The 19,088-nt window shown below is 69.0% G+C and carries 17 protein-coding genes and 4 pseudogenes; 17 read left to right on the forward strand and 4 right to left on the reverse strand.

The window, feature by feature from the left end; all coding sequences use genetic code 11:
* Positions 1–92 precede the first annotated feature (92 nt).
* Positions 93–1,034 carry an AraC family transcriptional regulator gene (locus tag ACFZDL_RS42180; RefSeq protein WP_353595885.1) on the reverse strand — a complete coding sequence of 314 codons (942 nt, stop codon included), beginning with the start codon at positions 1,032–1,034 and terminating at the stop codon, positions 93–95.
* Between the two features lie 104 nt (positions 1,035–1,138).
* On the opposite strand from ACFZDL_RS42180, the gene ACFZDL_RS42185 reads away from it, so the two are divergent.
* Positions 1,139–1,819, forward strand: a complete 681-nt coding sequence (locus ACFZDL_RS42185; RefSeq protein ID WP_353595884.1) for an NAD(P)H oxidoreductase — start codon at positions 1,139–1,141, stop codon at positions 1,817–1,819.
* A gap of 164 nt (positions 1,820–1,983) precedes the next feature.
* On the forward strand, positions 1,984–2,214 hold the full coding sequence (locus tag ACFZDL_RS42190; protein WP_353595883.1) for an e9imm peptide: 231 nt from the start codon (positions 1,984–1,986) through the stop codon (positions 2,212–2,214).
* A 95-nt stretch (positions 2,215–2,309) separates the two neighbouring features.
* Here ACFZDL_RS42190 and ACFZDL_RS42195 read toward each other — a convergent pair.
* Positions 2,310–2,854, reverse strand: a pseudogene (locus ACFZDL_RS42195) (integrase core domain-containing protein); the annotation flags it as partial.
* A 66-nt stretch (positions 2,855–2,920) separates the two neighbouring features.
* On the opposite strand from ACFZDL_RS42195, the pseudogene ACFZDL_RS42200 reads away from it, so the two are divergent.
* The 3 genes and pseudogenes from ACFZDL_RS42200 to ACFZDL_RS42210 form a co-directional block, all read left to right on the forward strand.
* Positions 2,921–3,907 (forward strand): annotated as a pseudogene (locus ACFZDL_RS42200) (integrase core domain-containing protein); the annotation flags it as partial.
* A gap of 57 nt (positions 3,908–3,964) precedes the next feature.
* Positions 3,965–4,404: pseudogene (locus tag ACFZDL_RS42205) on the forward strand (GNAT family N-acetyltransferase).
* Between the two features lie 198 nt (positions 4,405–4,602).
* Positions 4,603–6,252: an allantoin permease gene (locus ACFZDL_RS42210; RefSeq protein ID WP_353595882.1), complete on the forward strand. Its 1,650-nt coding sequence runs from the start codon at positions 4,603–4,605 to the stop codon at positions 6,250–6,252.
* A 960-nt stretch (positions 6,253–7,212) separates the two neighbouring features.
* On the opposite strand, the gene aroQ is transcribed toward ACFZDL_RS42210, so the two are convergent.
* Positions 7,213–7,680: a type II 3-dehydroquinate dehydratase gene (gene aroQ, locus ACFZDL_RS42215; protein ID WP_391194026.1), complete on the reverse strand. Its 468-nt coding sequence runs from the start codon at positions 7,678–7,680 to the stop codon at positions 7,213–7,215.
* A gap of 340 nt (positions 7,681–8,020) precedes the next feature.
* Between aroQ and ACFZDL_RS42220 the strand changes: the two genes are divergently transcribed.
* The 9 genes from ACFZDL_RS42220 (at position 8,021) to ACFZDL_RS42260 (ending at position 14,977) form a co-directional block, all read left to right on the forward strand.
* The gene (locus ACFZDL_RS42220) at positions 8,021–8,806 is read left to right on the forward strand and encodes an IclR family transcriptional regulator (RefSeq protein ID WP_353595880.1); all 786 of its coding nucleotides are present in this window, start codon (positions 8,021–8,023) and stop codon (positions 8,804–8,806) included.
* A 248-nt stretch (positions 8,807–9,054) separates the two neighbouring features.
* Positions 9,055–9,864, forward strand: a complete 810-nt coding sequence (locus ACFZDL_RS42225; RefSeq protein WP_089511992.1) for a 2-keto-4-pentenoate hydratase — start codon at positions 9,055–9,057, stop codon at positions 9,862–9,864.
* On the forward strand, positions 9,861–10,760 hold the full coding sequence (locus ACFZDL_RS42230; protein ID WP_138046651.1) for an acetaldehyde dehydrogenase (acetylating): 900 nt from the start codon (positions 9,861–9,863) through the stop codon (positions 10,758–10,760). Before ACFZDL_RS42225 ends, ACFZDL_RS42230 begins: the two co-directional genes overlap by 4 nt.
* Positions 10,757–11,803 (forward strand): 4-hydroxy-2-oxovalerate aldolase, encoded by a 1,047-nt coding sequence (gene dmpG, locus ACFZDL_RS42235; RefSeq protein WP_353595879.1) that lies wholly within the window; start codon positions 10,757–10,759, stop codon positions 11,801–11,803. The genes ACFZDL_RS42230 and dmpG overlap by 4 nt, the downstream gene beginning before the upstream one ends.
* The gene (locus ACFZDL_RS42240; protein WP_089511995.1) at positions 11,800–12,582 is read left to right on the forward strand and encodes a 2-keto-4-pentenoate hydratase; all 783 of its coding nucleotides are present in this window, start codon (positions 11,800–11,802) and stop codon (positions 12,580–12,582) included. Before dmpG ends, ACFZDL_RS42240 begins: the two co-directional genes overlap by 4 nt.
* Entirely contained in the window at positions 12,583–12,804 is a 222-nt protein-coding gene (locus tag ACFZDL_RS42245) for a tautomerase family protein (protein WP_353595878.1), read from the forward strand.
* Complete coding sequence (locus ACFZDL_RS42250) at positions 12,794–13,201, forward strand: carboxymuconolactone decarboxylase family protein (protein WP_119101047.1); 408 nt, start codon at positions 12,794–12,796, stop codon at positions 13,199–13,201. The genes ACFZDL_RS42245 and ACFZDL_RS42250 overlap by 11 nt, the downstream gene beginning before the upstream one ends.
* A complete protein-coding gene (locus ACFZDL_RS42255) occupies positions 13,194–14,144 on the forward strand; it encodes a VOC family protein (RefSeq protein WP_350950853.1) in 951 nt (316 codons plus the stop codon). The genes ACFZDL_RS42250 and ACFZDL_RS42255 overlap by 8 nt, the downstream gene beginning before the upstream one ends.
* An 8-nt stretch (positions 14,145–14,152) precedes the next feature.
* Positions 14,153–14,977, forward strand: a complete 825-nt coding sequence (locus ACFZDL_RS42260) for a TIM barrel protein (RefSeq protein WP_353595877.1) — start codon at positions 14,153–14,155, stop codon at positions 14,975–14,977.
* A 378-nt stretch (positions 14,978–15,355) separates the two neighbouring features.
* Here the strand turns inward: ACFZDL_RS42260 and ACFZDL_RS42265 are convergent.
* Positions 15,356–15,586, reverse strand: a pseudogene (locus ACFZDL_RS42265) (carboxylesterase family protein); the annotation flags it as partial.
* 384 nt (positions 15,587–15,970) lie between these two features.
* Between ACFZDL_RS42265 and ACFZDL_RS42270 the strand changes: the two are divergent.
* From ACFZDL_RS42270 to ACFZDL_RS42280, 3 genes are all read left to right on the forward strand, one after another.
* The gene (locus ACFZDL_RS42270) at positions 15,971–17,341 is read left to right on the forward strand and encodes an MFS transporter (RefSeq protein ID WP_353595876.1); all 1,371 of its coding nucleotides are present in this window, start codon (positions 15,971–15,973) and stop codon (positions 17,339–17,341) included.
* Between the two features lie 99 nt (positions 17,342–17,440).
* Positions 17,441–18,322, forward strand: coding sequence for a shikimate dehydrogenase (locus ACFZDL_RS42275; protein ID WP_353595875.1), 882 nt, complete (start codon positions 17,441–17,443; stop codon positions 18,320–18,322).
* Between the two features lie 8 nt (positions 18,323–18,330).
* Complete coding sequence (locus ACFZDL_RS42280) at positions 18,331–19,026, forward strand: TetR/AcrR family transcriptional regulator (protein ID WP_353595874.1); 696 nt, start codon at positions 18,331–18,333, stop codon at positions 19,024–19,026.
* Positions 19,027–19,088 lie beyond the last annotated feature (62 nt).

Raw genomic sequence — 19,088 nt, forward strand, 5'->3', positions numbered from 1 at the left:
GAATGCGGCTTGACCTGAACGGATGAGGTTTCCGGCAAGGGCAACCACGAACGAGCGATCATGAACAGAGAGGGAAGGGACCTAACGCCCCTTCAGAGGGTATTACGGGCGCGGAAGGCGCTAGGGCTCACGCCCCGATGGCGTTTGAAGGCGGCGCTGAAACCGAAGGCATCGGCGTAGCCGACAGACTTGGCGATCTGAGCGATGGAGGAGTCGGTGTCGGACAGGAGTGCCTCGGCCTCGTCCATGCGGCATTCGGTGAGGTAGGTCAGTGGCGGGCGACCCATCACCTTGGTGAAGCGTTTGGCGAACAGCGCTCGGGAGACACCGGATTCGGTGGCGAGCGCCTCTACCGTCCATCTCTTGGAGGGCCGGGCGTGGAAGGCTTCGAGAGCGGGGGCGAGGATCGGGTCGGCCAGGCCGCGATACCAGTCGGGGGCTTCCGAGCCCGCCCGGTCGAACCAGGTACGCAGCGTGCACACCAGGGCCCAGTCCAGCAGACGGTCCATCAGAGCCTGGGAGCCGGCCGAGCGCAGGGCGGCGTCGGCGGCGGCCGTCTCCAGCCAGGCGCAGACCTCTGTGCCCTCGTTGATCACGAGTACGGGCGGCAACGCGCGGAGCAGTCGTTCATGGCGATGGCCCGAGGCGCGGTATGCGCCCACGATCAGTGCGGTTGCACCGTCCGGTTTGTTGCCCCAGCGGATGCCGCCGAGGTCTTGGGCAGTGCATTCGGCATCCGCAGCGAAGCACGCGATTTCGTACTCGGCGTGTGGGCGGTCGTGGGTGGCCGGCTGGTCCACGAGGTGAAACGTGTCGGGACTGCGCACGATGGCCGTGTCGCCGACACCGACCGCTTGTTCGGCGCCGTCGGGCAGCAGCAGGATGCCACCGCCCCGCAGCACGCTGACCATCGTGAGCGGGGCGCCGTCGACGAAGCGGATGGTCCAGGGCGCTTCCAGCACGGCGTGGCTGACGACCGAGCCGTCGGCCCGGATGCCACTGAGTAGCGCACTCAAAGGATCCACAGATGCCATCGTAGACGAACTCCTATGTAGCGGAGCGTTTCCCCTATGGATCGTCTAACGGATCACGGGTGTACTGGACTGGTCGAACTGACCGAGACCAGCCAGGAGAAGCCGTGTCGCACCACAGCAGCGTTGCCAGGACCGCCCTTGTGGTCATCGCACACCATCGGGCCGATTCCCTCACCGCGCACACCGCCCGCCGTACCACCGCGCGACTCGAGACCGCCGGATACCACGTCGACCTGCTCGACTTGCACGCCGAAGGGTTCGACCCGCGGATGAACGTGGCGGACCAGCCGGACTGGGGCAACCGGGAGAAGCCGTACTCGGACGAAGTCCAGGCCCATATGCAGCGCGTTCTCGACGCCGATGTCGTCGTCGCCGTGTTCCCCGTGTACTGGCAGAGCGTGCCCGCCCTCCTCAAGGGCTGGATCGATCGCGTGTGGAACTACGGATTCGCCTACGGCCGCAGTAAGCCCCGTCTAGCGGGCAAGCGCATGCTGTGGCTGGGCCTGGCCGGCGCCACCTCCGATGATCCCATCACAGAGGGAATGCGAGCCGTGCTGGAGACCAACCTGAGCGAGGGCATCGCCTATTACTGCGGATTCTCCTACTCCTCCGTCGCCCTGCTCCCCGACGCCGAGGAGCGCCCGCAGCGCATCGATGCCGAGGGCAATCTGCTGGTCGGCGACGCGGTTGCGGGAGCCGAGCGCGAGGCGCAGTATGCAGAGTTCGACCGCCGCGCGCGGAAGGCCGTGGAAGGGTTCCTTGCAGCGGAACTGGCGGCGGCCTGAGGACGGACACAGGCTCCCGCGCTGCCAGGTGCTACTCAGCCCCAGCCTGATCGACACGACGGCCCGCATCGACGAAGCGGCGATGCGGGCCGGACGGGGCTCTTTACCCAGGAGCTGTCCGGGCGATCACTCGTCCCGTTAGAGTGACTCGGCGGAGGGACCCGATGAGTGCTGTGGAGATGAGTCGCGCGGATGCGGTCGCGCTCGTGCAGCGGATCATGGACGCGGGCTACGCCTCAGACGACGAGGTGGACGGCTGGCTGTGCAGGCTCGACAGAGTCCTGGCGTGCCCTTCCGGGCATGTCAGCGACTTGATCTTCTGGCCGCCGGAACGGGAGCTTTCGGCTGATGAGGTGGTCGATCAGGCCTTGGCGTATCAGCCGATCGCTTTATGAGATCGGGGCTCAACTCCGCAGCCAGATGAGCAGAGCGGCGGTGGTTGCGGTGCCGAGGAAGACGTTGTAGGTGCCGAGAAGTACGTCCGTGCAGGTCATGCGGCATGGTGGTACTCGTGGAGGATGCCGCTGAGGCGGTCGCGTCCGCGGACGTGGAGGTGGGCGAGCGTGTCCGGTTGGACGACCGGCGCGGGTAGCGGGCGGAGAGGCGCGGCGTCTTTGAGGGTGTGATGGGGTCTGTGATCGTTGTAGAACTGCTCGTATTCGCGTAGTGCGTGGAGCAGGTGGGTCTCGTTCCATATGAGGGTGCGGTCGAGGAGCTCGGCCCGGCATGACCGTACCCATCGTTCTCTGATGGCGTTCATGCGGGGTATCCGGATGCCGGTCTGGATGACCTTGATGCCCTCGGCCTGCAGGCGATGACGGCAAGGACGTACAGTGTCGCCCCGGTCAGGGTCTTGGTTTCGAAGAAGTCGGTGGCGAGGATGGCGTCGGCCTGCGCGCGTTAGAAGGCCGCCCAGGTTGTGTGTTCCCGTTCGGGCGCGGGCGGGATGCCGTGTTCTTGGAGAATGCTCCACACTGTGGAGGCAGCGACCTTGATACCGAGGGTGGAGAGTTCGCCGTGCACGCGCCGGTAGCCTGTGCCGCTCGAGAAGTCATCGCCGCAGGTGAGCGGGGTGGTCAGTCCGCTGGGGTCATGTTCTCCGTGATCGTGTCCTTGCTGTGCAAGGTGACCCGGAAGCTGCTGACTGTCCCATCGGTGCTCCTGTGTCGCGGGACGGCGAAGGACGCGGAGCTGTTGGTGCTGCGGCACGAGAACGCGGTCCTGCGTCGCCAGTTGGCCGGACCGGTCCGTTATAAGCCTGCCGACCGGTTCTGGTTCGCCGCCCTGTCCGGGCTGATACCCCGGCGCCAGTGGCGCGAGATCTTCCCTGTCACCGCCGGCACCCTGCTTGCCTGGCACCGCAGATTCATCGCCGCGAAGTGGGACTACACCGCGCGTCGGCGTACCGGCCGCCCACCCATCCCGGTAGCGATCAGGACGCTTGTTATGCGGCTGGCCCGGGAGAATCCGAGGTGGGGACATCGGCGGATCCAAGGGGAGTTGACTCGACTCGGGCATCGGATCGCCGCCTCGACGGTGTGAAAGATCCTCAACGCGGCCGGCATCGACCCTGCTCCACGTCGCTCAGGTCCCACCTGGCGCGAGTTCCTGGCCGCGCAAGCCGAGGGCATCATCGTGGCAGACTTCTTCCCCATCGACACCGTGTTCGGCAGGCGGTTGTATGAGCTGGTGTTCCTCGAGCACGGCACCCGGCGGCTGTACATCACCGGGGCCACCGCCTGCCCGACCCGGGACTGGGCGGTGCAGCGGGCGCGGAATCTCGCCTCCGGCCTGGGCATACGCATCGGGTCCCTGCGCTTGTTGTTACGCGACCGCGATGGCAGGTACGGCGAGGCCTTCGACGCTGTCTTCGAGGCTGAGGAGATGGAGATCCTCAACAGTGCGCCACGGGCTCCCCGCATGAACGCGCACTGCGAACGGATTATCGGCAGCATCCGACGCGAAGCCCTCGACCACGTTCTCATCATGGACGACGCCCATGCCCGCCGCGTCCTCGCGGCCTACGAGCGGCACTACCACGAACACCGACCCCACCAGGCCCGCAACCAGCTACCACCCGACGCTCACAAATAACCTGCCGCGGCGCGGCCTGAGCGCGGAGGAACGAGCGCCAGGTCTGCTGAGATGCTCGCTGCGGCGCGGGCGGTAGACCGGAGCGGCGACCGCGTCTTCTGCGGCAAGGACCTGCCGGCACACGCCGAGGCCCTGCCCTCCGTATACGTCGAAGCCTTCTGCGCCCCGCCCTGGAACGAGGACGAGGAGAAGGCGGTCGAGTTCGTCGGCCGCCTGGTGGACGACGTCCGGCGTCCCGGCTTCACCGCGGCGCTCGCCTTCGCCGGGGCGGACGTCGTCGGCTTCACCACCGCCTGGACGACCCTGGCCCCCTTCCCCACCGACCGCTGTTATCCGCAGGCCGCCGCCGGCCTGGGGCCGCCCGCGCCGTCGCCTTCTACCGCCGTCAGGGCTGGACCCAGGCCACGCACCCCTCGCCCGAGGGCACGGGCATCATCGTCTTCCTTGGTCCGCGCCACCCGGCGCGCGCTCTCGCCGCTCTCCCGCTCTGAAATCCGGACCTGCGGAAACGTCGTGTTCACATCAAGAGGAATTGCCGGTAACAACAGCTTCCTAGCGTGACCGGCCATGGGGGGCCGCCGTAACGACTCACGACGGCCCGCGCGACTTCCCCGTCCCGCCGATGACGCCGCTCGGGGCTCCCCACCACATCACAGCACCCGCACCGAGCCCCCATCGGGAGACGTGGCATGAGCACCACCGAGTCACGACAGACGACGCCGGACACGTCGAAGACCGCCGCCGACCAGGCGGTCAAGGAGACACTGGAGGACTACACCCTCCGCTTCGCGCCCCGCAGTTACCGCCGCTGGACCCCCATGGTCGTGGCCACCACGGCACTCGGCGGCATCGCCTACATGGCCGACTTCTCCATCGGCGCCGGTATCGGCCTCGCCCACGGCACCGGCAACGCGCTCGTGGCCATCGCGGTCGCCGCGGTCGTCATCTTCGTCACCGGCTTCCCCCTCGCCTACTACGGCGCCCGCTACAACATCGACCTCGACCTGATCACCCGCGGCTCCGGCTTCGGCTACTACGGCTCGGTCCTCACCAGCGTCATCTTCGCCAGCTTCACCTTCATCTTCTTCGCCCTCGAGGGCTCGATCATGGCCCAGGGCCTCAAGCTCGGCCTCGGACTCCCGCTGTGGCTGGGCTACCTGGTCTCCACGCTCATGGTCATCCCCCTGGTGATCTACGGCATGAAGGCACTCAGCAAGCTCCAGGTCTGGACGACCCCGATCTGGCTGCTGCTGATGGTCGGCCCACTGGTCTACCTGATCGCCACCGACCCCGGCACCGTCGACCGCTTCCTCGCCTACGCCGGCACCGACGGCGACGGCGGTGTCAACACCGCCTCCGTGCTGCTCGGCGCGGGCGTGTGTCTGTCACTCATCGCGCAGATCGGCGAGCAGATCGACTACCTGCGCTTCATGCCGCCCAAGACCGAGGCGAACAAGCGCACCTGGTGGACCGCGGTCATCATGGCCGGTCCCGGCTGGGTGGTGCTCGGCGCCCTGAAGCAGGCCATCGGCGTCTTCCTCGCCGTGTACATCCTGGCCAAGGTCGGCCCGGACGTCGCCCCCGAGCCGATCCAGCAGTTCAAGGGGGCCTTCGACGCGATGATGCCGTCCTGGCTGGTGCTCCCTCTCGCCGTGGCGCTCGTCGTGATCAGCCAGATCAAGATCAACGTGACGAACGCTTATTCCGGTTCGCTGGCGTGGACCAACTCCTTCACCCGCGTCACCAAGCACTACCCCGGCCGCATGGTCTTCGTCCTGGTCAACCTGGGCTTCGCGCTGGCCCTGATGGAGGCCGACATGTTCAGCTTCCTCAACAGCATCCTGGGCTTCTACTCCAACTGCGCCATCGCCTGGGTCGTCACCGTGGCCACCGACATCGGCATCAACAAGTACGTTCTGAAGTTGTCCCCACTCCAGCCGGAATTCCGCCGCGGCATGCTGCACGCCGTCAACCCGGTCGGTGTGGTGGCCTTCGTCGCCGCGTCCGGGCTGTCCATCGCCATGTACTTCCACCTGCTGGGCGACACCCTCCAGCCGTACTCTCCCGTCGCCGCGGCCGTCATCGCTTTCGTCCTCACCCCGCTCATGGCGATCGTCACCAAGGGCCGGTACTACCTGCGCCGCACCGAGGACGGCATCGACGAGCCGCTGCGGGACGCCGACGGCAACCCGAGCGCCGTGACGTACGACTGCCACGTCTGCCGGCAGCCCTATGAACGCCCGGACCTCACCGCCTGCGCCACCCACGACGCCGTGGTCTGCTCCCTGTGCCTCAGCACGGACAAGATCGGCGACCACGTGCTGCCCGCCACCGCGTAGAGCAATCGAGCGGGACCGCCAGACCAATCTCCTTGGCCGGCAAACCCAGGCGCACACTCCGTGATCTCCATCACAACAAGAGCTCGGGAATGGAACACGATGCCTTGGCGTGACGCGACACGACGCCAAGGCTCAACATCCCTATAACGCGACACGACCTGCGGGGGACACGATGTCTGCCGCGACTTGCTCGCACTGGATGAGGAGTCCTCGTTGCGCGGCCCCCCAGCGGCTCCCGTTGCGCGGAGCGCCGGGTCCTCGGCAGCATCGAGCGCCAGGGTGACGGACTGGTCGTGCCAGCCCGCTTTGCGGGCAAGGACAGCTTCTTGGCGGGCCGCCTCGGCGACCGCGATCGGTGCGCCGCCGGCGATGGCGAGCTGCCGGGCGCGGTCACCGGGCAGTGCCGAGACTCCACGTGAGAACCATGCGGCCCATCCTCCGCACCCGCGTCCTGGGCGGGCTGATTAACGAGTACAGGTACACGGCCTGACCAGCCGCGATGAATTTCTGAACGGCACAGGTGCCGAGAGTCTCCTCGCCGGCCATGAAGCCGCTTGGTGCGTACTGTTCAAGATCCGGGAGCAGGGACTCCGCCGTGTCCATGTCGTCGGTCAGTGCTGCGCAGGCGGTCAGGCCCGATACGTAGAGCCTGGTGGCCCTGGTGTGCTGGTGCGTGCGTGCGTGCGTGCGTGCGATGGCGGCGGCTTCCGCGTACCAGCGGCGGGCACTGGGCGGTGCCCGGCCAGCCACTCCGTTCGCGCGATGTAGTAGGCGAGCCACTGGCGCCCGAGGGGCGACGGCGAAGCCTCAAGCGTGTTGAAAGCGCTCAGACAACTCTCGCGAGCCTCACTGATCAGACCGGACTCCGAGAGCGCCGGCGCGAGTGGCGCTCGTGCGCTCCAGGCTTGCCGGTCAGTCGACCGGCGCGGATGACCTTTCCGGTATGTACAGGGGCGTGAGTCAGCCGAGGAGAAGATGCGCGACGTGCAGCGCGGCCAGGACGTATCCGTGTGTGCCGGCGCCGACGATCACGGCGTCGGCGACCGCCGAGATGTAGGAGTGGTGCCTGAATTCCTCGCGCTTATGGACGTTGGTGATGTGGAGTTCGATGGTCGGCAGAGCGACGGCGGCGATCGCGTCCCGGAGTGCGACGGAGGTGTGTGTGAATGCGGCGGGGTTGATGACGATCGCGCCGCATTCGGTGCGCGCGGCATGAATCGCGTCGACCAGCACGCCTTCGTGGTTGCTCTGAACGAAGCGTGCGGTCAGGCCGTGTGCGGACAGAGTCTTGGCCACGGTCTCCTCGACCTCGCGCAGCGTGGTGGAACCGTACTTGTCGGGCTCGCGCACGCCGAGCAGATTGAGGTTGGGGCCGTTGAGGAACAGGATGGTCCGCCCGGCGGCGTTCTCGGTGGTGGCGTCGAACATGTGCAGCTCTTTCATTGGTGCGGGCATGCGGGTCGGGTGGGTAGGGGGATCCCGGTGCGTGAGCCAGAGCAGCCGTGACAGGTGGTGGGGACATCCGCTCGTGCCGGCCAGGCGGTCCGTGACGAACTCGAATGCCTTGCCTGTCCGAAACGCACACAGGCCCGGCTGCTCCGAGCGACCGCGGCCCGTGGCCTGCGCCCCCGGGCCGCACCGCGGTCCACACGGCCGCCCTCCTGCCCGGCGGTTGACCCGCGTCGCGCGCCGGCGATGTCCTTGCCTGCGCTGACGAGGCCGACGCAGACACTTGCACGCTGTCCGGTTCCCCCGTCATGCTTCATCGATGTGTCCCGCTGAACGGAACATTCCTGACTCCGGTGTCGCGCGGGTAGCTGCCGTGCTCGGGGCTTTCGACGCGCTTCACGCCGAGCTGCGGGTGTCGGAGATCGCCCGCCGGGCCGGACTGCCGAAGTCCACGACCTCCCGCCTGGTACGCGACCTCGTCGGCTACGGGTTCCTGGAGCGTGACGAGAACGACGGCGCGCTCCTGCACATGGGAACGCGCCTGTTCGAGTACGGCGAGCTGGCGTCCCGGCACCGCAATCTGCGGGCGATCGCCCTGCCGTACATGGCCGATCTGCGCGAGGCGACCCGGCAGACGGTGCATCTGGCCGTGCTGGACGGCGCCGAGGTGGTCTACGTCGAGATCCTGCGGAGCAAGGACGCCCCGAGGATGGGGTCGCGGGTGGGCGGCCGACTGCCCGCGCATGCCGCGGCCGTGGGCAAGGTACTGCTCGCCTTCGGTGAGGCGGAGACAGTCGACGCGGTCTGCGCTCATGGGCTTGCGCCGGTGGGCCCGCGCACCATCACCGCGCCCGGCCTGTTCCTGCGTGAGCTGGAACGGATCCGGGGAGCGGGAGTCGCGTACGAGAACGAGGAGACCGGCCCCGGGGTGGGGTGTGTCGCGACCGCGATCCTCGGGGCCGACAGCCGGCCCGTCGCGGCGATGTCCATCTCGGGCTGGAGCGGGAGGCTGAACCTGCGCCGGGTGGCTCCCGCAGTGCGCACGGCGGGGCTGGCCGTGAGCCGTGAGCTGCGGGGCCCGAGCCCCTCCATGAGCGAGAGCTGAACAGGCTCCCATGGGGTGTCCGCTGATGGCGTTCCCTTCGTAGCGTCCGGTCCGTGGGGCGTCACGTTACGGGAGGATTGTCCTCTCGGGATGAAGAGCGGGCAAGTCGGATGATCCGCTGAGCGGAACAAGTGTGCGCCGAAAAGGAATCGATCTTGATCCGCTCAGCGGATCACTTGGGTTGCCGGGTGGGACCCGCCGCAACATGCTGCCGGGGGACCGCCCATCATTTGAGGAAAGAGCCGCAGATGGACAAAGCCACGCACCTCGTGGTCGCCAAGGAACTGCTCGCCGCACGGCGCGCCCGCGAGCCGATCGACCCGGTCAGCCGGACCCGCCCCGGGCTTACCGTCGAGGACGCCTACGCGGTCCAGCTCGAGCAGGTGCGCACCTGGACCGAGGACGGGCAGCGCGTCCAAGGACACAAGGTCGGGCTCACCTCGGCGGCCATGCAGCGCCAGCTCGGCGTCGACCAGCCGGATTACGGGCACCTGATGGAGTCCATGTTCCATCTGGAGGGCCTGCCGATCGGACTGGCCGAGTTCATCAGCCCCAAGGTCGAACCGGAGATCGCCTTCGTCCTCAAGCGGCCGCTGACCGGCCCGGGGGTGAACGCCGCGCAGGCGCTGTCGGCGGTCGACTACGTTCTCCCAGCCCTGGAGATCATCGACTCCCGGATCCGGGACTGGAAGATCGGCTTGATCGACACGGTCGCGGACAACGCGTCGGCGGGCGGCGTGGTGCTCGGCAGCCGCCCCGTCCCTGTGGGAGCGGTCGATCTGCGGCTGTCCGGCTGCGTGCTGACCCGCCGCGGCGAGGTCGTCGGCACCGGAGCCGGCGGTGCCGTACTCGGCTCGCCGCTGAACGCCCTGGTGTGGCTGGCCAATACGGTGGGCCGACTCGGCGTCACCCTGGAGCCGGGCCATGTCATCCTGCCCGGCTCTGTCTGCGCCGCCGTGCCGGTGGCCGCCGGTGACTCCGTGACCGCGGCCTTCGGCGGGCTGGGCACCGTCACCGCGCGATTCGGTCACACCACCAAGCAGGGGGAGGACGCATGACCGCCACCGCCGCCATCGTCGGGCCGGGCAACATCGGCACGGACCTGATGGTCAAGTTGCTGCGCAACGAGCACATCGACGTCCGGTACATGGTCGGGGTGGACCCCGCCTCCGACGGCCTGGCCCGTGCCGGGAAGCTCGGCGTCGAAGCCAGCGCCGGAGGCGTGGACTGGCTGCTCAGCCGGCCGGAGCTGCCTGATCTGGTCTTCGAGGCCACATCCGCCAAGGCACATCTGGCCAACGCCGCCCGCTACGCCGAGGCCGGGATCACCGCCATCGACCTGACCCCCGCCGCGACCGGTCCCTTCGTCTGCCCGGTGGTCAACCTCACCGAGCACGGGGCGGCACCGAACGTCAACATGATCACCTGCGGCGGCCAGGCCACCATCCCCATCGTGGCCGCCGTCTCCCGAGTCGTGCCCGTGACGTACGCCGAGATCGTCGCCTCGATCGCCTCCCGCTCGGCCGGCCCCGGTACCCGCGCCAACATCGACGAGTTCACCGAGACCACCTCCCACGCGATCGAGACCGTCGGCGGCGCCGGACGCGGCAAGGCGATCATCATCCTCAACCCTGTCGATCCCCCGATGATCATGCGCGACACGGTGTACTGCGCCATCCCCGCCGACGCCGACCGCGACGCCGTCACCGAGTCCATCCACCGGATGGTCGAGGAGGTACGGGTCTACGTACCCGGCTACCAGATGCGCTCCGAGCCGCAGTTCGACGACCCGCGCCCCGGATGGCAGGGGCAGGCCCGAGTCGCGGTCTTCCTCGAAGTCCGCGGCAACGGCGACTACCTGCCCCCGTGGGCAGGCAACCTCGACATCATGACCGCCGCCGCAGTCCGTGTCGGCGAACTCATCAGCCAGCGAGACAAGGCGGTGACCCGATGACCGCGGATCCCCGGCCGGCCGTACGCATCACCGACACCACGTTGCGCGACGGCAGTCACGCCGTGGCCCACCAGTTCACCGTCGACCAGGTACGGGCCGTGACCCGCGCCCTGGACGACGCGGGCGTCACCGTCATCGAGGTCACCCACGGCGACGGCCTCGCCGGGTCCTCCTTCAACTACGGTTTCTCGCACACCGACGAGATCGAACTCGTCAAGGCGGCCGTCGCCGAAGCCCGCCGGGCCCGCATCGCCGTCCTGCTACTGCCCGGCCTCGGCACCGTCGACGACCTGCGCCGGGCCCACGACGCGGGCGCCGGGATCGTACGGGTGGCGACCCACTGCACCGAGGCGGACGTCTCGATCCAGCACTTCGGGGCCGCGCGCGAACTGGGCATGGAGACCGTCGGGTTCCTGATGCTCTCGCACCGGGTCGGTCCCGAGGCACTGGCGAAACAGGCCAGGATCATGGCCGACGCCGGGTGCCAGTGCGTGTACGTCGTCGACTCCGCGGGCTGGCTGCTGCCCACCGACGTCACCGACCGCGTATCGGCGCTGGCCGCCGAGCTCGGCGACGACGCCCAGATCGGGTTCCACGGCCACCAGAACCTCTCGCTCGGCGTCGCGAACTCGATCGCCGCGTACGAGGCGGGCGCCCGCCAGATCGACGGCAGCCTGTGCGCGCTGGGCGCGGGCGCCGGCAATTCGCCCACCGAACTCCTTGCCACCGTCTTCGAACGGATGCGGGTCCCGATCGGCCTCGACGTGGACGGCGTACTGCGCGCCGCGCACGAGGTGCTCACCCCGCTGATTCCCCGGCTGCCCATCGCGGACCGCCCAGCCATCGAGCAGGGCAGGCACGGCGTCTACTCCTCGTTCCTGCTGCACGCGCAGCGCGCCGCCGACCGTTACGGAGTACCCGCGCACGCCATCCTGCGCGCGGTCGGCGAGGCCGGGTACGTCGGCGGCCAGGAAGACATGATCATCGACGTGGCGATCGACCTCTCCACCCGCGCCACGACCTCGGAAGGCGTACCCGCATGAGCGACTGGACCATCGACCGCGCCGTCACGGAGCTGCTCGGCCGCGAGGCCGACCGCAGGGACGGCGGCCGGATCACCGACGAATGGCCCGGCCTCGACCTGCCGACCGCCTACCAGGTGCAGGACGCGCTGCTGCAGCGCAAGGTCGACTCCGGCGAGAAAGTCGTCGGCGTCAAGCTCGGCCTCACCTCGCGTGCCAAGCAGCAGCGGATGGGCATCGACTCCCCGCTCACCGCCTGGCTCACCGACGCGATGGTGCTCCCGGAGGGCGTCCCGGTGCCGATGGACGAACTCATCCACCCGCGCGTCGAGCCCGAGATCGTCTTCGTCATGGGGGAGCGGCTGGCCGGGCCCGGGGTCACCGCCGCGACCGCGCTCGCCGCCGTCCGCAGCGTGCACGCGGGCTTCGAGGTCATCGACAGCCGCTTCACCGACTTCAAGTTCACCCTCCCCGACGTGGTCGCCGACAACGCCTCGTCCTCCCGCTTCGTCGTCAGCGGCACCAGCCTGCCGCCAGAGGGTCTCGACCTCGCGCTGGAGGGCTGCCTGCTCGGCATCAACGGCGAGATCACCGACTCCGCGACCGGCGCCGCCGTGCAGGGCCACCCCGCCGAGGCACTCGCGCTGGCGGCGAACTCCCTCGGCGAGCGCGGCATCGCCATCGAGCCCGGCTGGATCGTGCTCACCGGCGGCCTCACCGACGCCGTGTTCGTAGAGCCCGGGCGGGAGATCAGCGCCGAGTTCACCCACCTCGGCACCCTGCGAGTGGTCGGAGCCTGAATGCCACTCGTAGAGATCAGCATCGTCGCCGGACGCCCTCCTTCGATGGTCCGCGACCTCATTCACCAGGTGCACGCCGCCGTGCGGGACTCCCTGGACGCACCCGACGGGGCCATCCGGGTCCTCGTGCGCGAGATCCCGCCGGAGCACTGGGCGGCGGGCGACATCACCAAGGCCGAACAGGCCGAACAGGCCGAACAGGAGGCATCCCATGAGCGATGAGCGCCCCGAGAGCGTCGACGACTTCCGGGCGACGTACGAGCGGATGCTGGGCTTCGTCCCCCCGCGCGTGGCCTCCCGTTTCGAGGCGTCAGAGAAGGACAACCCGGAACTGCTGTTGGCGCAGGAACGACTGCGCAACATGATCATGTATCCGGAGACGCTGGACCAGAAGACGGTCCAGCTGGTGCTCTTCGGCATCCTGCACGCCAAACTCAGCGATGCCGCCAAACTGCACGGCCTCGCCGCGCTACGGGCCGGTGCCAGCTGGGACGAGCTGCGCGCCGTCATCGATCTGGCGTTCCTGTTCACCGGGTTCTCCGCGATCAACCGCGGCCCCCAGGTGCTGGCCGACATCGCGGAGCTGGAGAAGAAAGCGAAGGAGAACGAGCGTGACTGAGCCGCTCTACGAACTGGCCCACCTCGGGCACGCCGAACTGCTGACCCCCGTGTACGACCGGAGCCTGGCCTTCTTCACCGAGGTCTACGGCCTCGACCTGGTGCACGAGTCCGGTGGCAGCGCCTATCTGCGCGCCTGGGGCGACCACGACCTGACAACCCTGAAACTGACCGCCGCCGACCGGGCCGGCCTCGGTCATGTCGCCTGGCGCGCGGTGAGCCCGCAGGCCCTGACCCGCCGGGTCGCCGCCCTGGAGGAACGCGGCGTCGAGGGGGAGTGGATCGACGGGGACTTCGGGCACGGGAAGGCGTACTCCTTCATCGCCCCGAGCGGCCAGCGCATGGAGCTCTACTTCGAGACCGAGAAGTACCGTGCCCCGGCGGGCAAGGCCTCCTACCTGCCCAACCAGCCGCAGTCCTCCGTCACCAGGGGCGTGGGCGCGGCACGCATCGACCACATCAACGTCCTCGCGAACGATGTACCGGGCACGCGCGAGGTCATGTGCGAGGCCCTCGGCTTCAAGCTCCGCGAGCACCTGATCCCGCCCGGCCAGCCCGAGGTGGGCGCCTGGCTCAGCCTCATGAACAAGGCCCACGACCTCGCCATCACCCGCGAACCGGTGCCCGGCGTCACCGGGCGGCTGCACCACCTCGCCTACGCCGTCGAGAACCGCGAGGACGTGCTCCGCGCCGCCGACATCTTCTGCGAACTGGGTGTCGAGATCGAGTTCGGCCCCGCCAAGCACTCCCGCACCCAGGGCTTCTTCCTCTACGTCCTGGAACCCGGCGGCAACCGGATCGAGGTGTTCTCCGGCGGCTTCCACATCTTCGCCCCCGACTGGGAGCCGGTCACCTGGACCACCGAGGGCCAGGGGCGCTCCACCGCCTGGGGTCTCGAGGTGCCTGCGAGTTTCCACTCCCACGCCACCCCGGTCCTGCCATGAACCGGGAGTTGACCGCGAGTTTCGTGACCCTGTCCGGCGCGGGCTTCGCCCAGCCCGCCCGGGTGCCGTTCGCGGAACGCTGCCGCGCGGCCGCCGCCGCGGGTTTCACCGGCATCGGCCTGCACACCGACGACTACCGGCTGATGCGGGCCGACGGGGCGAGCGACGCGTCCCTGCGCGCAGTGCTCGGTACGCACGGACTCGCCCTGAACGAGATCGAGTTCCTGAGCGGCTGGGCCGCGGCCGGCGCCGGTGACGCCGGCACCGTCGCCGCTGTCGGCGCGCTCGGCGAGGCGTTCCGGCCGCATCACGTCACAGCGGGCGAGTTCACCGCGGACGAGCTCGACATCGGCGCCGCGGGCGCGCGGCTCCGTACGATCTGCGACGGCGTCGCCGCTTACGGGCTGCGCGTCGCGGTCGAGGCGTTCCCCTGGTCGGGCATGAAGGACGTGGCCACCGCCCGCGCGGTGGTGGAGGCCTCGGGCGCCGCCAACGCCGGGCTGATGATCGACGTCTGGCACTTCTACAACACCCGCTCCAGCCTGGCCGACCTCGACGGTCTGCCGCCCGACCGGATCGTGGCCGTCCAGCTCAACGACGGCTGCGTCGTGGACGGCGACTTCCTCACCGAGGCACGGCAGGGCCGGCTGCTGCCGGGCGACGGCGAGCTGGACATCGCGGGCCTGTTGCTGGGCCTGCACGAACGCGGCTTCCGCGGCCCGTACTGCGTCGAGGTCAACTACCCCGGCTACCGGGACCTCCCGGTCGAGGGGATGGCAGCCCAGGCCTTCACAACGGCGTCCAAGGCCCTGGAGGCGCTTCCCGCACACTGAACCCGGCACGGCCACGATCGGCCCTGTGCACGGCCGAGTGAAGCCCCAGGTTGGTGACCCGGGGCTGTTCGTCCGTCCTCGCATCACGCATAAGGACGCCGGGTGATCTGCACGAGGCTCAGGACGTGGTCCAGGAGAGGAGGCGGCATTCGCGACGGGGGTCGTATACGACCCGGGGCCTGGTCGTCCAGGATCACCGTGGCGCGGTCCCGTGGCTCGCAGCGGGGCCGGTCGCGGCCGTTGGGGAGCCCGCGGGAGCGCCGGTGTGCAGGAAGGCGCCGCTCGGTGCAGCGTAGCGGTGACGGCGAGGTCGGCCGGGCTCATGGGTGTGGCGGGCGGCAGGCCGGCCAGGTTGTCGAAGGCGGGCGGGTCGAGCCGGTGGTTGACGGTCACCATGACCGCGTCGCACACCTCGGCCAGCCATGCGCCGTCATAGAGACTGCCGCTGCCGTGCGGTAACGCGCCGCCGTAGAACCAGAACAGCACCGGCGTGGGCGCTGTCGGCCCCGCCGGGGCCCGGACCTTGAGGGTGAGGCAGTCCTCCTCGCCTTCGGCGTCCTGGCCGGCGGCGCGGAAGGCCGGGGGTGAACTGGACCGCCTGGAGGCCAAAGCGCGCGGCGTCCCCGACCGCTGTCCCGGGCCTGACAGGAGTCGGAGGCCGGAAGCTCAACTCCCCGATGGGCGGCGAGGCGTGGATGTACTCACTTGTTCGTTAGATCTAGCGGCGAGACACCTCCGACGCAAGAGGTGAAGTGTGACGAATAAATTTCGGCCGGATGTCTTGACGCTGGCCGGAAGTGACCCCACAGTCCTCTATTAACTTCCTAGTACGTTAATTGACTGCCATCCCCGCCAGTCATCCGGCAAGTCCGCTCGACACGGCATCCCCGTAGGCGAGTTGTGGCGTCCTCCGCCGCCCTTCGTCCCCCCTGTCCCCGCTGGCCCGGGCGTTCCCGCAACGGGAGCCCTCGCGGTACTCAAAGAGGAGCACACGTGACCGCTCGTTCGCTCGATGACGCCTCGGAATCGAAGACTCCACCCAGTGGGCACCGAAAAGCGGCCTTCGCCGCATGGATCGGCAGCGCCCTGGAGTACTACGACTTCTTCATCTACGGCAGCGCCGCCGCGCTGGTCTTCCCCAAGGTCTTCTTCAACCCGGACGACCCGGCCACCGCGACGCTGATCTCGATGGCGACCTTCGGTGTGGCCTACGCGGCCCGCCCCATCGGCGCCGTCTTCCTCGGGCACTTCGGGGACCGGATCGGCCGCAGGAAGATCATGGTCTTCACCCTCTTCATGATGGGCCTGTCGACCTTCCTGATCGGCTGCTTGCCCACCTACGGCCAGGTCGGCACGCTGGCCCCGGTCCTGCTCGTGGTGCTGCGCTTCCTCCAGGGGCTGTCCGCCGCCGGCGAGCAGTCCAGCGCCAGTTCCCTCACGCTGGAACACGCGCCGGAGAACCAACGCGGCTACTTCACCAGTTTCACCCTCAACGGGACTCAGTTCGGCCTGATCCTCTCCACCCTGATCTTCATCCCGATCGCCTCCCTCCCGGAGAAGCAGTTGCTCACCTGGGGCTGGCGCGTCCCGTTCCTGCTGAGCGCGCTCGTGACCCTGACCGCGTACCTCATCCGGCGCACCCTGCAGGAGGCACCGGCCTTCGAGCAGATCTCGGAACACGCCGAGGTGGCCAAGCTGCCGGTGGTCGAACTCCTCCGGGACCACTGGGCCGACATGCTGCGGGTGGCCTCGGCGGCGCTCATCGCGGCGGTGAGCACGATCGGCGGGGTCTGGGTGCTGTCCTACTCCACCGGCGCCGTCGGCCTCGACCGCACCACCATGCTGTGGGTCAGCGTCTTCGCCAACCTGGTGGCCCTGATCGCGATCCCGCTGTGGGCCAAGCTCTCCGACCGCATCGGCCGCAAGCCCGTCTTCCTCATCGGCTCCATCGGCAGCGCCGTCATGATCTTCGTCTACCTGGGGGCGGTCACCTCGAAGAGCTACCCGCTGATCTTCCTGGCCGGCGCCGCCACCATGGGCCTGGTGTACAGCGCCGCCAACGGCATCTGGCCCTCCCTCTACGCGGAGATGTTCAACACGCGGGTCCGCCTGTCCGGCATGGCCATCAGCACCCAGGTCGGCTTCGCCATCACGGGATTCGCCGTCACCTACGCGACGGAGCTCTCCGGCTCCGACGGCAAGAACTGGGTCGCCGTCGGGATCCTCACCGCCTCGATGTGCGCGGTCAGCTCCATCGCCGTGCTGACCGCCCGAGAGACCTACAACGTGCCCACCGCCGAGCTCGGCATGAAGCCGGGCACGCGCCAGGACCGGGCCGCCGAGCGCGAGTCGGCGGCAGTCTGACCCTGTCCCCGTCCCCGCCGCGCCTGCGGCCCTCCGCCTCGGCACGGACGGCCGCAGGCGCACCGACCTCCCATTGCCGGAAGGAACCCCGCGATCACTGTGACCCCCTCCACCGTGAGTTCCTCCTATCTGACAGGGCTGATCGGCGCCGGTATCGGCCCCTCGCTCAGCCCCGCCCTGCACGAACGGGAAGCGGACCGGCACGGCCTGCGCCTGCTCTACCGCACCATCGACATCGACGAACTGGCGCTGCCGGCCACGGCCGTGGGCGAACTGCTGAGGTCCGCCCGCACCCTGGGATTCGACGGCCTCAACATCACCCACCCCTGCAAACAACTCGTGATCGAGCACCTGGACGAACTCGCGCCCGAGGCCGCGGAGATCGGCGCCGTCAACACCGTCGTCCTCCGGGGCGGGCGCGCCATCGGGCACAACACCGACGGCAGCGGATTCGCCCAGTCCTTCGCGCGCGGACTGCCCGACGTACCGACCGGTTCGGTCGTACAGCTCGGGGCGGGCGGGGCCGGGGCCGCCGTTGCCCACGCGCTGCTCACCGTCGGCGCCGACCGGCTCGTCCTCGTGGACGCCGACCAGACCCGCGCGGCCGCCCTCGCCACCGCTCTCCACCGCACCTTCGGGCCCGGCTGTGCGAGTACCGCGCCGCTGCCGGACCTGGCGGCCCAGCTGGCGCGAGCCGACGGCCTGGTCCACGCCACCCCCACCGGGATGGCGGGCCACCCGGGGCTGCCGTTCCCCGCCGAACTGCTGCACCCACGGCTGTGGGTGGCCGAGGTCGTCTACCGCCCGCTGGAGACCGAACTGCTGCGCACGGCAAGGGCCCTCGGTTGCCGCACCCTCGACGGCGGCGGCATGGCCGTCTTCCAGGCCGCCGACGCCTTCCGGCTGTTCACCGGCTGTGAGCCGCACATCGATCGTATGCTCGATGACCTCGCCGACCTCGTCGGCAGTCCTACCCGGTGAGGAACCTCATGCCAGCTTCCGTCTCCCCGCAGTCACCGACTCCGACAAAGGGACAACCGGCTGCCAGACGTACCCGCGACGCCACACGGACCCGGGCCGAGATCCTAGAGGCCGCGACGGAGGAGTTCGCGCGCATCGGCTATTCCGGCGCCCGCATCGACGACATCGCCGATCGCACCCGGACCACGAAACGCATGATCTACTACTATTTCGGCAGCAAGGAGCAGCTGTTCACGGCCGTGCTGGAGCGGGCGTACGCCAGCATCCGGCACAGCGAACAGGAACTCGGCGTCGAGCATCTCGACCCGGTGTCCGCGATCCGTCGCCTGGCCGGTCTCACCTTCGACCACCACGAGGCGCACCCGGACTTCATGCGCCTCGTCAGCATCGAGAACATCCACCAGGCCGAGCACATCGCCGCCTCACCGACGCTGCGTTCGCTCAACGCCCCGGTGATCGCCATCATCGACCGGATCCTCCGCGCGGGCCGCGAACAGGGAGTCTTCAACGCCCAGGTGGACGCCGTCGACCTGCACATGTTGATCAGCTCGTTCTGTTGCTTCCGGATCACGAACCGCCACACCTTCGGCGCCCTCTTCGGACGAGACCTCATCGCACCGGACCGCCGCGACCACTACCGGACTCTGCTGGGCGACATGGTCATCGCCTACCTCACGACCGGCGAGCAAACCGCCGTCGGGTAGGGGCCCCACTGCCATGGTTGGCCAGTCGTCCCTGCTCAGCACCGTCGGCGTCGGCGTGCGCC

The organism is Streptomyces sp. NPDC007917, assembly GCF_042959105.1.
Classification (GTDB): domain Bacteria; phylum Actinomycetota; class Actinomycetes; order Streptomycetales; family Streptomycetaceae; genus Streptomyces.

Excerpts from the sequence above, each read along its gene's own strand:
- ACFZDL_RS42180 (WP_353595885.1), bottom strand. The coding sequence starts at position 1,034 with ATGGCATCTGTGGATCCTTTGAGTGCGCTACTCAGTGGCATCCGGGCC.
- ACFZDL_RS42190 (WP_353595883.1), top strand. The coding sequence starts at position 1,984 with ATGAGTGCTGTGGAGATGAGTCGCGCGGATGCGGTCGCGCTCGTGCAG.
- ACFZDL_RS42210 (WP_353595882.1), top strand. The coding sequence starts at position 4,603 with ATGAGCACCACCGAGTCACGACAGACGACGCCGGACACGTCGAAGACC.
- aroQ (WP_391194026.1), bottom strand. The coding sequence starts at position 7,680 with ATGTTCGACGCCACCACCGAGAACGCCGCCGGGCGGACCATCCTGTTC.
- ACFZDL_RS42220 (WP_353595880.1), top strand. The coding sequence starts at position 8,021 with ATGTGTCCCGCTGAACGGAACATTCCTGACTCCGGTGTCGCGCGGGTA.
- ACFZDL_RS42225 (WP_089511992.1), top strand. The coding sequence starts at position 9,055 with ATGGACAAAGCCACGCACCTCGTGGTCGCCAAGGAACTGCTCGCCGCA.
- ACFZDL_RS42230 (WP_138046651.1), top strand. The coding sequence starts at position 9,861 with ATGACCGCCACCGCCGCCATCGTCGGGCCGGGCAACATCGGCACGGAC.
- dmpG (WP_353595879.1), top strand. The coding sequence starts at position 10,757 with ATGACCGCGGATCCCCGGCCGGCCGTACGCATCACCGACACCACGTTG.
- ACFZDL_RS42240 (WP_089511995.1), top strand. The coding sequence starts at position 11,800 with ATGAGCGACTGGACCATCGACCGCGCCGTCACGGAGCTGCTCGGCCGC.
- ACFZDL_RS42245 (WP_353595878.1), top strand. The coding sequence starts at position 12,583 with ATGCCACTCGTAGAGATCAGCATCGTCGCCGGACGCCCTCCTTCGATG.
- ACFZDL_RS42250 (WP_119101047.1), top strand. The coding sequence starts at position 12,794 with ATGAGCGATGAGCGCCCCGAGAGCGTCGACGACTTCCGGGCGACGTAC.
- ACFZDL_RS42280 (WP_353595874.1), top strand. The coding sequence starts at position 18,331 with ATGCCAGCTTCCGTCTCCCCGCAGTCACCGACTCCGACAAAGGGACAA.